This window comes from Streptomyces sp. NPDC019396 (assembly GCF_040632375.1).
Classification (GTDB): domain Bacteria; phylum Actinomycetota; class Actinomycetes; order Streptomycetales; family Streptomycetaceae; genus Streptomyces.
Map to the genome: position 1 here is coordinate 42,230 of NZ_JBEYBS010000032.1, position 14,496 is coordinate 56,725.

General features: G+C 72.0%; 11 protein-coding genes. 7 read left to right on the forward strand and 4 right to left on the reverse strand.

The genetic code is table 11. The features are described from left to right. Positions 1 to 52 precede the first annotated feature (52 nt). Positions 53 to 505 (reverse strand): DUF6643 family protein, encoded by a 453-nt coding sequence (locus tag ABZ532_RS27900; protein WP_361289524.1) that lies wholly within the window; start codon positions 503 to 505, stop codon positions 53 to 55. A gap of 251 nt (positions 506 to 756) precedes the next feature. Between ABZ532_RS27900 and ABZ532_RS27905 the strand changes: the two genes are divergently transcribed. Next, positions 757 to 2,013 carry a TerD family protein gene (locus tag ABZ532_RS27905; protein WP_361289527.1) on the forward strand — a complete coding sequence of 419 codons (1,257 nt, stop codon included), beginning with the start codon at positions 757 to 759 and terminating at the stop codon, positions 2,011 to 2,013. A gap of 6 nt (positions 2,014 to 2,019) precedes the next feature. Here ABZ532_RS27905 and ABZ532_RS27910 read toward each other — a convergent pair whose 3' ends face one another. Then, positions 2,020 to 3,234 (reverse strand): glycosyltransferase, encoded by a 1,215-nt coding sequence (locus ABZ532_RS27910; protein ID WP_361289530.1) that lies wholly within the window; start codon positions 3,232 to 3,234, stop codon positions 2,020 to 2,022. A 58-nt stretch (positions 3,235 to 3,292) separates the two neighbouring features. On the opposite strand from ABZ532_RS27910, the gene ABZ532_RS27915 reads away from it, so the two are divergent. From ABZ532_RS27915 to ABZ532_RS27935, 5 genes are all read left to right on the forward strand, one after another. Further along, complete coding sequence (locus ABZ532_RS27915) at positions 3,293 to 4,105, forward strand: aspartate/glutamate racemase family protein (RefSeq protein WP_361289533.1); 813 nt, start codon at positions 3,293 to 3,295, stop codon at positions 4,103 to 4,105. Positions 4,106 to 4,226: 121 nt separating this feature from the next. Then, positions 4,227 to 4,787, forward strand: a complete 561-nt coding sequence (locus ABZ532_RS27920) for a hypothetical protein (RefSeq protein ID WP_361289536.1) — start codon at positions 4,227 to 4,229, stop codon at positions 4,785 to 4,787. Between the two features lies 1 nt (position 4,788). Further along, a complete protein-coding gene (locus ABZ532_RS27925; protein WP_361289539.1) occupies positions 4,789 to 5,772 on the forward strand; it encodes a serine/threonine dehydratase in 984 nt (327 codons plus the stop codon). A 121-nt stretch (positions 5,773 to 5,893) separates the two neighbouring features. Beyond that, positions 5,894 to 7,474: an apolipoprotein N-acyltransferase gene (gene lnt / locus ABZ532_RS27930; protein ID WP_361289542.1), complete on the forward strand. Its 1,581-nt coding sequence runs from the start codon at positions 5,894 to 5,896 to the stop codon at positions 7,472 to 7,474. A 36-nt stretch (positions 7,475 to 7,510) separates the two neighbouring features. After that, on the forward strand, positions 7,511 to 8,014 hold the full coding sequence (locus tag ABZ532_RS27935; RefSeq protein WP_361289545.1) for an NUDIX domain-containing protein: 504 nt from the start codon (positions 7,511 to 7,513) through the stop codon (positions 8,012 to 8,014). 216 nt (positions 8,015 to 8,230) lie between these two features. On the opposite strand, the gene ABZ532_RS27940 is transcribed toward ABZ532_RS27935, so the two are convergent. Then, a complete protein-coding gene (locus ABZ532_RS27940) occupies positions 8,231 to 8,830 on the reverse strand; it encodes a TetR/AcrR family transcriptional regulator (RefSeq protein ID WP_361289548.1) in 600 nt (199 codons plus the stop codon). Positions 8,831 to 8,915: 85 nt separating this feature from the next. Between ABZ532_RS27940 and ABZ532_RS27945 the strand changes: the two genes are divergently transcribed. Beyond that, positions 8,916 to 10,391, forward strand: a complete 1,476-nt coding sequence (locus ABZ532_RS27945) for an MFS transporter (protein WP_361289551.1) — start codon at positions 8,916 to 8,918, stop codon at positions 10,389 to 10,391. A 79-nt stretch (positions 10,392 to 10,470) separates the two neighbouring features. Here the strand turns inward: ABZ532_RS27945 and ABZ532_RS27950 are convergent, their stop codons facing one another. Next, complete coding sequence (locus ABZ532_RS27950) at positions 10,471 to 14,430, reverse strand: thioester reductase domain-containing protein (RefSeq protein WP_361289554.1); 3,960 nt, start codon at positions 14,428 to 14,430, stop codon at positions 10,471 to 10,473. Between the last annotated feature and the right edge of the window lie 66 nt (positions 14,431 to 14,496).

Sequence of the window (14,496 nt, forward strand, 5' to 3'; positions counted from 1 at the left end):
TGCCAGCAGACGTGCCGGTGTCGCCCGGCACCGGCGTATCCGCTGGTACGGCCTAGTATCCGCCGCCCTGGTACGGGCGGTTGTACGGGTCGTCGTACGGAGCCGGGGTCGGCATCGGGCGCGGGGCCGCGGGGCGCATCGCCTCGTAGCCGGTCGCCAGCGGCCTGGGCATCTGCTGGGGCTGGACGCCCGGGTAGCCGCGCGGGGCACCGGGCTGCTGGGCGATGTACGGCGCCGGGGCCTGTTGCAGCGGGACGGGCTGCGACATCTGCTGCGGGTAGCCGTACGACGGTGAGGGCTGGGAGGGAGCTGCCGGGAGGGCGGGCAGAGCCGCGGGCAGCGCCGGCATGTAGCCGCTGCCGACGGAGTCATAGGCGGCGGGCACTCGGATCGGGGCGATCTGAGGCGTGCCCCGCTCAGCGACCAGGGAGTCGTAGATCGGGGTGTCGGCGAACGGCGGCACGGAGTAGTAGCCGCCACCGTAGGTGGAGCGGGGGGAGGTCATGGCACATAAGTTAAGCCCACGATGTGCTGGTTGGGGAGCCCGATAAGAGGGTTGTTTGACGTGTTACCAGTGACCGGCGATCCCCAATGCGAGCGAATTATGGAAAATCGGTCGCCCCGAGGCATCTAGATCATGTAAAGGGCGAGCTGAGAAGGGGTTACCCACGGGTCGCAGGGGTGCCCGGACCGCGTCCGGCGCTACGTTGGGCGCATCGAGTCGACCGGGTGCCAGGACCCGTGATGGGGGCGAGGATGTCCATGCTCAAAGGGGCGAATGTCCCCGTACCCGTGCCGATCGTCCATGTGGAGCTGGGCTGGCGCTCCGGGAGCGGTGCGCCCGACGTCGACGCCTCGGCTCTGCTGCTCGCATCGGACTCGGGAAAGGTCCGCTCCGACGCGGACTTCGTCTTCTACAACCAGCCCGAGCACGCTTCCGGTGCCGTCCGCCACGAGGGCAAGCGCACAGCGGGCGCCATGACCACCGACCACATCACCGTCGACCTCGGCCGTGTCGAGCCGTCCGTCGAGCGGATCGTGCTCGCGGCATCGTCGGACGGCGGCAGCTTCGGACAGGTGCCGGGGCTGTACGTCCGGGTGCTCGACGCGGCGGGCGGCGCGGAGATCGCCCGCTACGAGAGCGGCGACGCGACGGTCGAGACGGCGTTCATCCTCGGCGAGCTCTACCGGCGCCAGGGTGCGTGGAAGTTCCGCGCGGTGGGCCAGGGGTACCAGAGCGGACTCGAAGGACTCGCCACCGACTTCGGCATCACGGTCGACGAACCGCAGCAGCCCGCACCCATGCCGACTGCCCCGGTCCCCGCGACCCCGCAGGTGCCCGCAGCGGCCTCGGCTCCGGTCGCCCCCCCACCCGTGCGCCTCAGCAAGATCACCCTGACCAAGGAGGCGCCCACCGTCTCGCTCGCCAAGCAGGGCGGGACATCCGGCACCATGCGCGTCAACCTCAACTGGGAGGTGCGCAAGCAGTTCACGGGCTGGGGCGCCAAGCTCGGCCAGGCCGTGGCCATGCACGCGGATCTCGATCTCGACCTCTGCGCCCTCTTCGAGCTCGGTGACGGCCGCAAGGGAGTCGTCCAGGCTCTCGGCAACGCCTTCGGGGCCCTCCACCAGCCCCCGTACATCCAGCTCGACGGTGACGACCGCACCGGCTCCGTGGCCACCGGCGAGAACCTCACCGTCAACCTGGACCACAAGGACAAGCTCCGCCGCGTCGTCATCTTCGTCACCATCTACTCCGGTGCCCGCAGCTTCGCCGACCTGCACGCCACGGTCACCCTCCAGCCCCAGCACGGCGCACCCATCGAGTTCTCGCTCGACGAGTGCACCGTGCCCTCGACGGTCTGCGCCCTCGTCCTCCTCACCAACCAGGGCGGTGATCTGGTCGTCCAGCGAGAGGCGCGCTATCTCGTCCCCGAGCGAGGGGTCAGCCCGCAGCGCACGATCGACCACGCGTACGGCTGGGGCATGAACTGGACACCCGGCAGGAAATGAGCCCACTCAGCGGTCCGGCGCGGCCTCGGGGCGCGCATAGGTGCGCCCCTTCCAGGCCGCGCCGCGCCCCCGGTAGTGACGCAAGGCCGAGTCCACCGTCATCAGCAGGTAGAGCAGCGCGGTGACCGGAAGCAGCGGGGCCAGCCACAGCGTCTGCCGGTAGTAGCGCAGTATCGGGACATACGTCCCGGCCATCACCGCCCACGCCGCGAGACCCGCCCACCGCGCCACCGCGTCCCCCGCCCCGCACACCCCTGCGAACACCGCCACCGGCGGCACCAGGTACACCAGCGAGAGACCCGCCACCGTCCCGGCGAGCAGCACCGGGCTGTGGCGCAGCTGGGCATACGCGCTCCGGGAGACCATGTGCCAGAGGTCCGCCAGCCGCGGATACGGACGGACGCTGTCCACCCGCTCGGCGAGACCCAGCCACACCCGCCCCCCGGCCCGCCGCACCGCGCGCGCCACCGCCACGTCGTCGATGAGCGACTGCCTGACCGACCACGGAATGCCCGCTCGTACCGCGGTCGAGGTCCGCAGCAGCACACATCCGCCGGCCGCGGCCGTCGCGAGGGCCCGCCCGCCGTCCGCCTTCCCGTCGCCCGCTCCGCGGTTGATCCAGCGGAACGGATAGAGCTGCGCGAAGAAGTAGACGAAGGCAGGCACCACCAGGCGCTCCCACAGGGTGGCCACCCGCAGCCGCGCCATCTGCGAGACCAGATCGATCCCGTGCGCATGCGCCGCGGCGACCAGATCGGACAGGCTGTCCGGCTCATGCGCGATATCGGCGTCCGTGAGCAGCAGATACTCCGGGTCCCCGGCCCGTGCGAGCGCGATGCCGTGCCGCAGCGCCCAGAGCTTGCCCGTCCAGCCGTGCTCCGGTTCCCCCGGGGATGCCACGGTGAGCGGCAGCCCGCCGTAGCGCTCCGACAGCTCGTGTGCCAGGGCGCCCGTGCCGTCCGTACTGCCGTCGTCCACGAGGATCACCTCGGCCTCCCCCGGATACGACTGCCGCAGCAGCGACGGAAGGCTCTCCGGCAGTACGGCGGCCTCGTCCCGGGCCGGTACGACGATCGCCACCGACGGCCAGTCGTCGTACGCCCACGGCGCCGCCTCGCGCCGGGGCAGCCGCTGATCCGTACGCCAGAAGAAGCCCTGCCCCAGCAGCAGCCACAGCCACACGGCCAGGGAAACCACGGCGATCCACGCGAGGGTGCCCATTCTTCGCAGTCTGCCCCACAACGGCCGGGCCGCAAGGGCCGTCGGCTAGGGTGACCGGGTGAAGATCGCACTGATGGACTCCGGGATCGGCCTGCTGGCGGCCGCCGCCGCGGTGCACCGCCTGCGACCCGACGCGGACCTGGTGCTCTCATGCGATCCGGACGGGATGCCCTGGGGACCCCGCACACCGGAGGATCTGACCGCACGCGCGCTCACCGTCGCACGCGCCGCCGCGGCGCACCGCCCGGACGCCCTGATCGTCGCCTGCAACACCGCGTCCGTGCACGCGCTGCCCGCACTGCGCGCTGCGCTGGAGCCTGGCGTGCCCGTGATCGGCACCGTACCCGCCATCAAGCCGGCGGCCGCGGGCGGCGGGCGGGTGGCCATCTGGGCCACCCCCGCCACGACCGGCAGCGCCTACCAGCGTGGCCTCATCCGCGACTTCGCCGACGGCGCCGAGGTCACCGAGGTGCCCTGCCCCGGGCTCGCGGACGCCGTCGAGCAGGCCGACGAGGACGCCATCGACCGGACCGTCGCCGCAGCCGCCGCTCTCACCCCAATGGACGTACGGGCCGTGGTCCTCGGCTGCACCCACTACGAACTGGTCGCCGAACGCATCCGCGCCGCCGTCAGCGCGGGCCGTCCCGACGGGCTGGGGCCGGTCGTCCTGCACGGTTCGGCCGGTGCCGTAGCCGCCCAGGCGCTGCGCCGCGCCGACGCCCAGCCCGCTCCCGCCGCCGCACCCAACACCCGCCTGACCGTGCTGCTCAGCGGGCAGGAGGGCGCGCTGCCCCGGCCCGCGCTGGCGTACGCCGAAGGCCGGCTGCTGGCCACGGCGAACGCGGTGGATCCGGTCACTCCGGCCCGCTGACCCGCACGTCACAGCGGCCCCCGCGGGCCGGACCCGGCCTGCGGGGATGCGCCCGGCAGGCCACGTCCGCGAGCCGGTCGGCCCGGTGCCACCGGAGCGGAACGTGAGTACGCTGCTGCACATGACGGACCACCCCGGTGTTGAGGGGCAGGCCGCTCAGGCGCCGCCCCCGATCTGGACCGGCCGCGCGACCAACCGCATCCAGTGGGTGCTGGCAGCGGTCGGCGCCGGATGCATGGCGCTCGGCATCGAGCTCGCCGTCGACGCCCCCTGGACCTCAGGCGTCCTCGCCCTGCTGATGTCGGTGATCGGCTGTGTCGCCGCCGGCCTGCTGGTGCTGTTCGGCACCCTCGCCTTCGTCCATGTGGCGGTCACGGTCGACCGTGACTGCTTGGAGGTGCGCTGCGGCCACATGGGCCTGCCGCGGCGGAGGATCCCCCTGGACTCCGTGGTGGGAGCCGACTTCGTCCCCCGGGTCTGCCCGCGCCAGTGGGGCGGCTGGGGCTACCGCTGGCGTCCCGAGCAGGGCACGGCGGTGATCGTCCGCCGCGGCGAGGGCCTGGCGCTGAGACTCGGCGACGGCCGGATGTTCACGGTGACCGTGGACGACGCGGAGACGGCCGTCCGGGTGATCCGTGACAGACTGCGGCTGACCTCGAAGGGGACCGCAGCGGAGATCTGACGTGCACGAGCTGACCTATGACGACATCATCTCCGCCACGGCGCGCGTCGGTGGACGCGTACGACCTGTCACGGTCGCCCCGGGTGAACCGGGAGCCGTCGGGAACGGCACCGGCGAGACGTACGACGTCTGGCTGGCACTCGAGTACATGCAGCACACCGGCTCGTTCAAGGCCCGTGGCGCCCAGAACTTCATCCAGGCCCACCGCGACGCCGGCACCTTCCCGGACGCGGGGGTGACCATCGCCTCCGGTGGCAACGCGGGCCTGGCCTGTGCCTGGGCCGCCCAGCAGCAGGACGTGCCGGCCACCGTGTTCCTGCCCGCCACCGCGCCCCGGGTCAAGGTGGCCCGCTTGCGCGGCTTCGGCGCGGATGTGCGCCTCGTCGGTACGGAGTACGCCGAAGCACTCGCCGCCTGCGAGGAATTCGCGGCGGCTACCGGCGCGCTCGCCAGCCATGCCTACGACCATCCGCTGATCGCGGCGGGCGCGGGCACTCTGCTCGAGGAGATCAGGGCGCGGATCCCGGGCGGCCCGGACACCGTGGTGGTGGCGGTCGGCGGTGGCGGGCTGTTCGCCGGGGTGGCCACCGCCGCGGAGCGGCACGGCATCCGCACGGTGGCGGTGGAGCCGGCCGGATGCCGGGCGCTGAACGCGGGGCTTGAGGCCGGCCGCCCGGTCGACGTCTCCGTCGACTCGGTGGCGGCGGACTCCCTCGGCGCCCGCCGGGCTTCCGCGATGGCCCTCGCGGTCGCTCGGCGCGAGCACGTCCGCTCCGTGCTGGTCGCGGACGAGGAGATCGTCCGGGCGCGCAGAGCGCTGTGGGACCGGCACCGGGTGGCGGTCGAGCACGGCGCGGCGACCGCGCTGGCCGCGCTCACCGGCGTGGACGGCCCTGACCGCCACGGCTATCGCCCTGGTGACGGGGAGCGGGTGTGCGTGGTCCTCTGCGGAGCGAACACCGACCCCCGAGACCTCGCCGGGTAGGTCGTCAGACGGTCACCGGAACGGGGCCGGCGCTCCCCGCGACCGCCGATCGCGGCTCAGGAACCGGCCGCTGAGCCGGGCCCGACTTCCCTGAGCCCTCCGGAAACGTAGACTCCGGCAGGTGAGTGCCACCCTGACTCCCGTCGACACCCAGCCGCCCGCCCCCGAACCGGGACCCCGGCCGAGGCGGTTCACCCGGCCGGCCGCCGCCGTGCTGTCCGGTGTGCTGCTGTTCCTGAGCTTCCCGCCCCGGCCGCTGTGGTGGCTGGCCCCGGCGGGTTTCGCGGTGCTCGCCTGGTGTCTGTACGGCCGTCGTCCGCGCGCGGCGCTCGGTCTCGGGTACCTCGCGGGCCTGGGCTTCCTGCTACCCCTCCTGGTCTGGACGGGCGAGGAGGTGGGGGCGCTGCCCTGGGTCGCGCTCTCGGCCGTCGAGGCGCTCTTCGTCGCCCTGACCGGCGTGGGCATCGCCGCGGTCTCCCGGCTGCCCTGGTGGCCGGTGTGGGGCGCCGCTGTCTGGGTGGTCGGCGAGGGGGTACGAGCCCGGGTGCCGTTCGGCGGCTTCCCCTGGGGCAAGATCGCCTTCGGGCAGGCCGACGGGCTGTTCCTGCCGCTGGCGGCGGTGGGCGGCACCCCGGTCCTGGGCTTCGCGGTGGCGCTGTGCGGTTTCGGTCTCTACGAGCTGGTGCGTCAGGTCCGCCGCTACCGGCGGACCGGAGAGCTGGGGCGCGGACCGCTGGCCGCCGCGGCGCTCAGCGTGCTCGTCCCCGTCTCCGGGGCGTTCGCCGCACTGCCCCTGGTCGACGACTCGCCCGAGGACGGCACCGCGACCGTCGCCGCGGTCCAGGGCAACGTGCCCCGCCTCGGACTGGACTTCAATTCCCAGCGCCGAGCGGTCCTGGACAACCACGCCCGGCGCACCGAGCAGCTCGCCGCCGACGTCGCCGCCGGCAAGGTGGCCAAGCCCGACTTCGTGCTGTGGCCGGAGAACTCCTCCGACCTCGATCCGTACCGCAACGGCGACGCGCGCCTGGTGATCGACCGGGCCGTGCGGCGGATCGGTGCCCCCACGGTGATCGGCGCCGTGCTCACCCCGGACACGGGCAAGCTCCGCAACACCCTGATCGAATGGGATCCCGAGCGCGGCCCCGTCGACACCTACGACAAGCGGCATGTGCAGCCGTTCGGCGAGTACATCCCGATGCGTTCCTTCGTCCGCCTCTTCAGCGCCGACGTCGACCGTGTCAGCCGTGACTTCGGACCCGGCAACAAAGTGGGGGTCTTCGATCTCGCCGGTACCAAGGTGGGCCTCGCGACCTGCTATGAAGCCGCCTTCGACTGGGCGGTACGTGACACGGTCACCCACCGCGCCCAGCTCATCTCGGTACCCAGCAACAACGCCACCTTCGGCCGCAGCGAGATGACCTACCAGCAGCTGGCCATGTCGCGGGTACGGGCGGTCGAGCACAGCCGTGCCGTCGTCGTCCCGGTCACGAGCGGTGTCAGCGCGATGATCAACCCGGACGGGAAGATCGTGCAGCAGACGGAGATGTTCACACCGGACGCCCTGGTCGCGGAGATCCCGCTGCGCTCCTCGCTCACCCCCGCCACCCGTATGGGCACGCTCCCCGAGGGCCTGATCGCCGCGCTCGCGGCCGGGGCGCTCGGCTGGGTCGGGTACACGCGTCTCCGCCGCACCTCCTGAAGGCGACCTCGAGCCGCTGCACATAGGGTCGACCCCATGGGCACCCCTGACTTCATCAGCCGGATCCGTGCCAGCGCGGGCACCCAGCTCCTCTTCCTGCCGGGTGTGAGCGCCGTGGTGTTCGACGACGACGGACGGATCCTGCTGGGGAGACGTGCCGACACCGGTGGGTGGTCGATCATCGGGGGCATCCCCGAGCCGGGTGAGCAGCCCGCGGCGACCGCGATCCGGGAGGTGTACGAGGAGACCGCGGTGCGCTGTGTGGTGGAGCGGGTCGTGCTGGTCCAGGCGATGCCCAGGCCGATCACCTACCCGAACGGGGACCGGTGCCAGTTCATGGACATCTGCCTGCGCTGCCGGGCCGTGGGCGGCGACGCCAGGGTCAACGACGAGGAGTCGCTCGACGTGGGCTGGTTCTCCGTGGACGCTCTCCCGGAGCTCGAGGACTTCGCCGTGTTCCGGATCAAGCAGGCACTCGCCGACGGCCCCACCTGGTTCGATCCCTCGGTCCCCGGGGCCGGGAGCCACGCGGGCGCCTGACCCGGACACCCCGGCATCCGCACCCCGTTCAACGAGGGGATCCGCCTGCTCGTCGCTCGATCGGGACGGCGGGCTTCGACCGGGGCGTCCACGCCCCCGGTGGCCAGGACCACGAGGCCGGACGTGCGGCGGCAGCGGCCACGGCGACCTGACGCCGGCGCGAACGGAGCCCGGATTTGGCGGTGCGTCAACGGACACCGCCAAGTCCGGGCCGTTTCACGCGGTGTGCTCGGGCCGCGGGCGCAGTCCGTCGAGGACGATGCCCAGGTAGCGGCGCCAGTCGGCGACCCCGGCCTGCACTACGTGGCAGAGGCCGATGTAGAGCGGCGACACATCGGACACGGTCAGGTCCGCGCGCACCGAACCCTCGGCCTGGGCCCGTTTGAGCACCTTGTCGGTCAGCTCGTTGAGCTCGGCGATAGCCTCCGCGTCGAAGGTGCTCCCGCCGACCATCGCCGTGATCGTCTCCGCGTAACCGCGGTCCTGTTCCTGCATGATTCCGCAGAACTCCAGCGACCGGGCCAGGCCGTTCCACGGGTCGGGGTCGGGGAGCACCTCGTTTCTGAGGAAGTCCAGGGTCTGCTGGAAGCGGTGCTCCACGATCGCCTCCGCCAGTGACTCCTTGGTCGGGAAGTGGCGGTACACCGTCCCGACGCCCACCCCCGCCCTGCGGGCGATGTCGCCCATCTGTGCGTCCCGGCCGGACTCGGAGAAGGCGGCCCGCGCTGCGTCGAGCACCTTGAGCCGGTTGCGGGCGGCGTCGGAGCGCAGTTTGCCGCCGGGGGGCGTGCTGGAAGGGGGTGGGGTGTTTGACAAGGGGAACCGCGCCTCCGTATCGTCCTATCCGGAATCGGACGTCCGATTCCGTTTACCACTTTACCCTCAGGAGCGTATCCCTCCCATGGCCACGCCTCCCGCTTCCGCCTTATCCCCTTCGTCCCCGGACCCGCTTCGCTGGAAGGCGCTGGTCGTCCTGGCCGTCGCCCAGCTGACAGTGGTGCTCGACGCCTCGATCGTGAACGTCGCACTGCCCTCGATCCAGCGGGATCTGCACTTCAGTGACTCCGACGTCCAGTGGATCGTCAATGCCTACGCACTCGCCTTCGGCGGCTTCCTGCTGCTCGGCGGCCGGACCGCCGACCTGCTCGGGCGGCGGCGGGTGTTCATGACCGGACTCGGACTGTTCGCCGTCGCGTCGCTGCTCGGGGGCCTCGCCCCTGGCGCGGGGTGGCTGATCGCCGCCCGTGTCGGCCAGGGCCTCGGCGCCGCGATCATCGCACCCGCCGCACTGTCCATCGTCACCACGACCTTCACCGAAGGCGCCGAACGCAACAAGGCCCTCGGCATCTGGGGCGCGCTCGCCGGAGCGGGCGGCGCCATCGGTGTGCTGCTCGGCGGCGTGCTCACCCAGTGGGCCGGCTGGGAGTGGGTGATGTTCGTCAACGTGCCGATCTGCGTCGGTGCCGCCGTCCTCACCCCGCGCCTCGTCCGCGAGAGCCGCGGCCATGAACGCACCGGCATCGACTTCGCCGGTGCCGCACTGGTCACCGGCGGTCTCAGCCTGCTGGTCTACGCGCTCGTGGACGCCGAGCGGGCGGGCTGGGGCTCGGCCAGGACCATCGGACTGCTGGTGCTGGCGGCCGTGCTGCTGCTGGTCTTCGCCCTGGTCGAACTGCGTGTCGTGAAGCACCCGGTGATGCCCCTGCGGATCTTCCGCAACCGCAACCTCTCCAGCGCCAACATGGTCTCCCTGCTGGTGGGCGCCGCGCTGCTGTCGATGTTCTTCTTCATCTCCCTCTACCTCCAGCAGGTGCTCGACTTCTCCGCACTCGAAGCCGGACTGTCCTACCTGCCCTTCTCGGTGGCGAGCATCCTCGCAGCCGGTGTGGCCTCGCAGCTGGTGACGAAGGTCGGGCCCAGGCCCATCCTCCTCACCGGTCTGGCGCTCACCACGGTGGGCCTGCTGCTGTTCACCCGTATCCCCGCCAACGGCACGTTCGCCGGGGACGTGCTGCTGCCCTCGGTGGTGGCGGCCCTGGGGCTCGGGTTCTCGTTCGTGCCCGTGACCATCGTCGCCGTCTCCGGTGTGACACCCCAGGAGTCGGGCCTCGCCTCGGGACTCATCAACACCACCCAGCAGATCGGTGGTGCGCTCGGCCTCGCTGTGCTGTCATCCGTGGCCAACGCGCGAATCGGCGAACTCCTGGAGGGCAAGCGGCCCGACGGCCCGGCCGTGGCCGACGCGATGACGGAGGGCTTCCGGCTGGCCTTCGCCGTCGGAGCGGGCTTCGCCCTGCTCGGCGTGGTGATCACCCTGCTGGCCGTTCCCAGGATCGACCGTTCGGTACGGGACGACGTGCCGGTCGCGGCGATCTGACGGACGGCACGCACGGAGACCCGGCACCGGCCCGGCCATCGCGGCCGGGCCCGTGCCGTGCTCTGCGTCTGCCGGTGCGTCAGTAGGACAGCCCCGGGCAGTACACCCCCGCCCCCGGCGTCGTGTACGAGCCCCGTACGACCAGCGTCTCCAGCCGCTCCAGGGCCATGCCCCGGGTGCGGAACGCCCAGCTCAGGGTGTCGGGCATCAGACGGCCCGGGATACGCAGCCGGGGCGCGGGACCGTCGGGAGCCGTCCTGCGCATCAGCTCGCCGGCGCCCGTGTACAGGGCCCGCACCGCGGCTTCCGAGACCGCCGTCAGATGCCCCAGGTCGGACAGACCCGTGGTGTAGCCGGCGATCGCACCGGTCGACCGGTCCACGGCGACATACGGCTGCGACCAGCCGAAGGCCCGCTTGGCGGACATGTGGATCTCCCCGTCCCGCGGATGGCCGTTGACCGTTCGGTAGAGCTCCTGGCACGCGGGTACGTCGTCCTCGGACATCGGGCGCACCGTGAAGCCCGCCAGGTTCGCGGGGGTGGGCGGTGCGTACCCGGTGACGACGGAGAGCTGCTCGTGCGGCACGAAGCCGAGCGAGGAGTACAGCCGGTACGCGCCGAGGTTGTTGGTCACCTGCACGGCACGCACGGAGTCCCGGCCGTGCCGTGCGGCCGCCCCGACCACCTCGTCCATCAGCAGGCGTCCCACTCCGCCGCCCTGTGCCCCGGGAGCGACGCTCAGGGGGCCGAAGGCGGCCACCGATTCGCCCAGGACCAGGAAGTTGGAGCCCACCACGGCACCCGTGCCGTCGACCGCCACACAGGCGAGGCAGCCGGGCGAAGCGAGCCGGTCCCGGAACATCTCCGTCACCGCGTCCACCGATGACCACTCGGGCGCGAGGCCCAGCGAGGCGTTCAGCGTGTTGAAGGCGTCGAAGCAGATGCCCGCCATCGCCGGCAGGTCCCGCCACGCCGCCTCGCGGACCCGGATGCCCTCTCCGCCCGCCGCACGGTCCGTGCCGTTCTTCCCGGTGCCGCTTCCCGGTTCGGGGAAGTAGCCGACGCGGACGAAGAACCCCACGTACTTCTCGAAGAGCTCACGCGTCATGGGAGGGCAGTCGATGCCGGTACCCGACAGCAGTTCCCGGGTCTGGGAGGTGTCGACGGACAGATAGTGGTTGCGCCCGCTGTAGATGGTCGACTCGAAGGCGTCGATCATCGCGACCATCGCGTTGTCACGGTCGGCGCGGATGCGCTCGACCCATGCTTCCCAGCGCAGTTCGTCCAGACGGTAGCCGAGGGACCGCAGGGAGTCCGTCATCTCGGAGAACGGCAGATGCGTCCCGTTCGCGAGATGGTGATCGCGGCCCGCCCCCCGCTCGTCGCGGGACAGCCGCAGGATCGCCGCGCTGACATGGTCGACCGGCACCAGATGGAAGATTCCGGCGGGATCCGCCGGTACGGCGCCGGCCTGCACGATGCCCTTCATGCTCAGCCAGACGAAGTCGTGGGTCTGGCAGAAGCCGCGCTCCGAGTCGCCCGAGATCTCGTCCACCCGGTAGACGGAGACCGGCAGCCCCCGCTCCCTCGCGAGCCCGATGATCTGCTCGGCCACCAGCTTCGTCTGCCGGTAGCCGGAGGACAGCGCCTCGGCCGGCCCGGGCGGATCGGTCACCTTCAGAGCCGTTCCGGGGATCGCCTCCGCGGCGAACACACCCGTGGACGAGACATGGTGGACGGGCACGGTCCGGTGCCGGGCGGCAAGCCGCAGGATCTCCGCGGTGCCCGTGACGTTGGCGTCCCTCAACGCCGAGTAGGGATAGAGGCCGTTGACGGTCGCCGCGGCGTGGTAGACGGCGTCGACGCTCCGGGCGAGTGCGTCGAAGCGGTCCGGGACAAGCCCCAGCAGGGGCTGGGCGAGATCGCCGACGACCACGGACAACCTGGTCGTGTCGATGTCGTCCCAGAACTCGTACCACTCCAGGTTCTTCCGCAGCCTCGCCTGTGCGTCCGCCTCGTCGGCCCCCCGCACCAGGCAGTGCACGGTCGCACGGGTCGTGCGCAGCAGATCGCGCAGCAGGTACGCGCCGAGGAATCCGGTCGCGCCGGTGAGGAGCACCTCCCGCGGGTCGTCCGCGACCCGGATGACCTCGTCGGCGGGCGTGATGTCCGCCGCCAGCACGACCTCGGCGGCGAAGTCCACGGCGTCCTCGTCGGTGCCCGGCGCGGCGGACACCGCGTCCAGCACCTTCACCAGCAGATGGTCGGCGAGCACCGCCAGGGTCGGATGCTCGAAGACGAGCGTCGGACGCAGGCTCACCCCGCAGAAGTCGCTGATCTGGTTGCGCATCTCCACGGCCATGAGCGAGTCGACCCCCAGATCCAGCAGCGGGACATCGGGGTCGATGTCGCCCGCGCCGTCGTGGCCGAGCACTGCCGCGACCCGGGCGGCAATCCGGTCCATCATGTGGAGGAGCTGCTTCTCCTCGTCCATCCCGGCGAGTGCGGCGGCCAGCCGCGCCGCGACCTCCGGACGTTCGCCCGGCTTGAGTGTCCGTCCGGCAGGAGCCGCCTCATGGACGTCGGCGGCCGGCTCCGGGACGGGTGCCGGTGCGGGGGTGGGGGCGGCGGGTGTGGGCAGCCAGTGGCGCCTGCGCTGGAACGCATAGGTCGGCAGCGTGATGTGACGGGTGCCGGTGCCCTCGAAGAAGGCCGTCCAGTCGACCGGGACACCGACGGTGTGGAGCGCGGCGGCGACGCCCACGGCGGTCGCGGCGGCGGGCCGGTCACGCCGGGACACCGGCAGCGCACGGTGGTCGTCCCCGTCGCCGACGACATGGCGCACCAGGGCCGTGAGCACCCCGTCGGGGCCCAGTTCGACGAAGGTGTCGGTGCCCCGGTCCCGCAGTGTCCCGACCGCGGCGGCGAACCGTACGGCCGAGCGAAGCTGTCCGACCCAGTACCCGGCGGTCAGCAGCTCGGCACCGGCGAGTTCGCCGGTGGCCGTGGAGACGACCGGAATGTCGGGCGCACCGTAGGCGACCGTGCGGGCCACGGCTTCGAACTCCTCCAGCACCGCGTCCATACGGGGCGAGTGAAAGGCATGACTGACCGTCAGGCGCTTGGCTCTGCGTCCCTGTCCGGCCAGGGCCCGGGCCACCTCGGAAACGGCGTCCTCATCGCCTGAGACGACGACCGACCGGGGCGCGTTCACCGCGGCGATCCCCGCCCGGGACTCCCTGCCTTCGAGGAGCGGCAGTACCTCCTCCTCGGTGGCCTCAAGGGCGACCATGGCACCGCCGGCGGGCAGTGCCTGCATCAGCTCGCCGCGGGCGGTGACCAGCCTGGCCGCGTCGGGCAGCGAGAACACCCCGGCCACATGGGCCGCGGCGAGTTCGCCGATGGAGTGCCCGGCGAGCGCGTCGGGCCGCACTCCCCACGAACGCAGCAGCGCGAACTGCGCCACCTCCAGGGCGAACAGGGCCGGTTGGGCGAAGCCGGTGCGATGGACACGCCCGTCGTCCTCGGCGTCACCGGAGGTCAGCAGCAACTGCCGTACCTCCGGGTCCAGATGCTCGCACGTCGCGTCCAGTGAGGCAGCGAACACCGGGAACGCCTCGTACAGTTCGCGGGCCATACCCGCCCACTGGGAACCCTGCCCCGTGAAGAGGAAGGCGGTGGTACGTGCGGGCCCGGCGAGTCCCTTCGTCAGTCCGGCCGCGGGCTCGTCCTCCGCGAGCGCGCCGAGGCCGCGCAGCAGCCCCCGTGCCCCGTCCCCACCGGCCCCGCTGTCCGCGACCACGGCGGCACGGTACTCGAGACCGGCACGGGACTGCGCCAGCATCCGTCCCACGTCCACGGGTTCGCATCCGGGCGCCGCCCGCAGGAAGGACTCCAGACGGCGGGCCTGCTCGCGCAGCGCGGCGGGGGACTTCGCGGAAAGCAGCCACGGCACGGCGGTCAGTGGCCGCACCGGGATCTCTTCGGCAGCGTGGGTGCGGGGTGCCTCCCGGAGCTCATGCCCGACTACTGGCGCCATACCGGTCAAGGCTCAACGTCAGCTGCATCAATCTAACGGCCTGGGCCGCCTGAAGAGTCCCCAGGA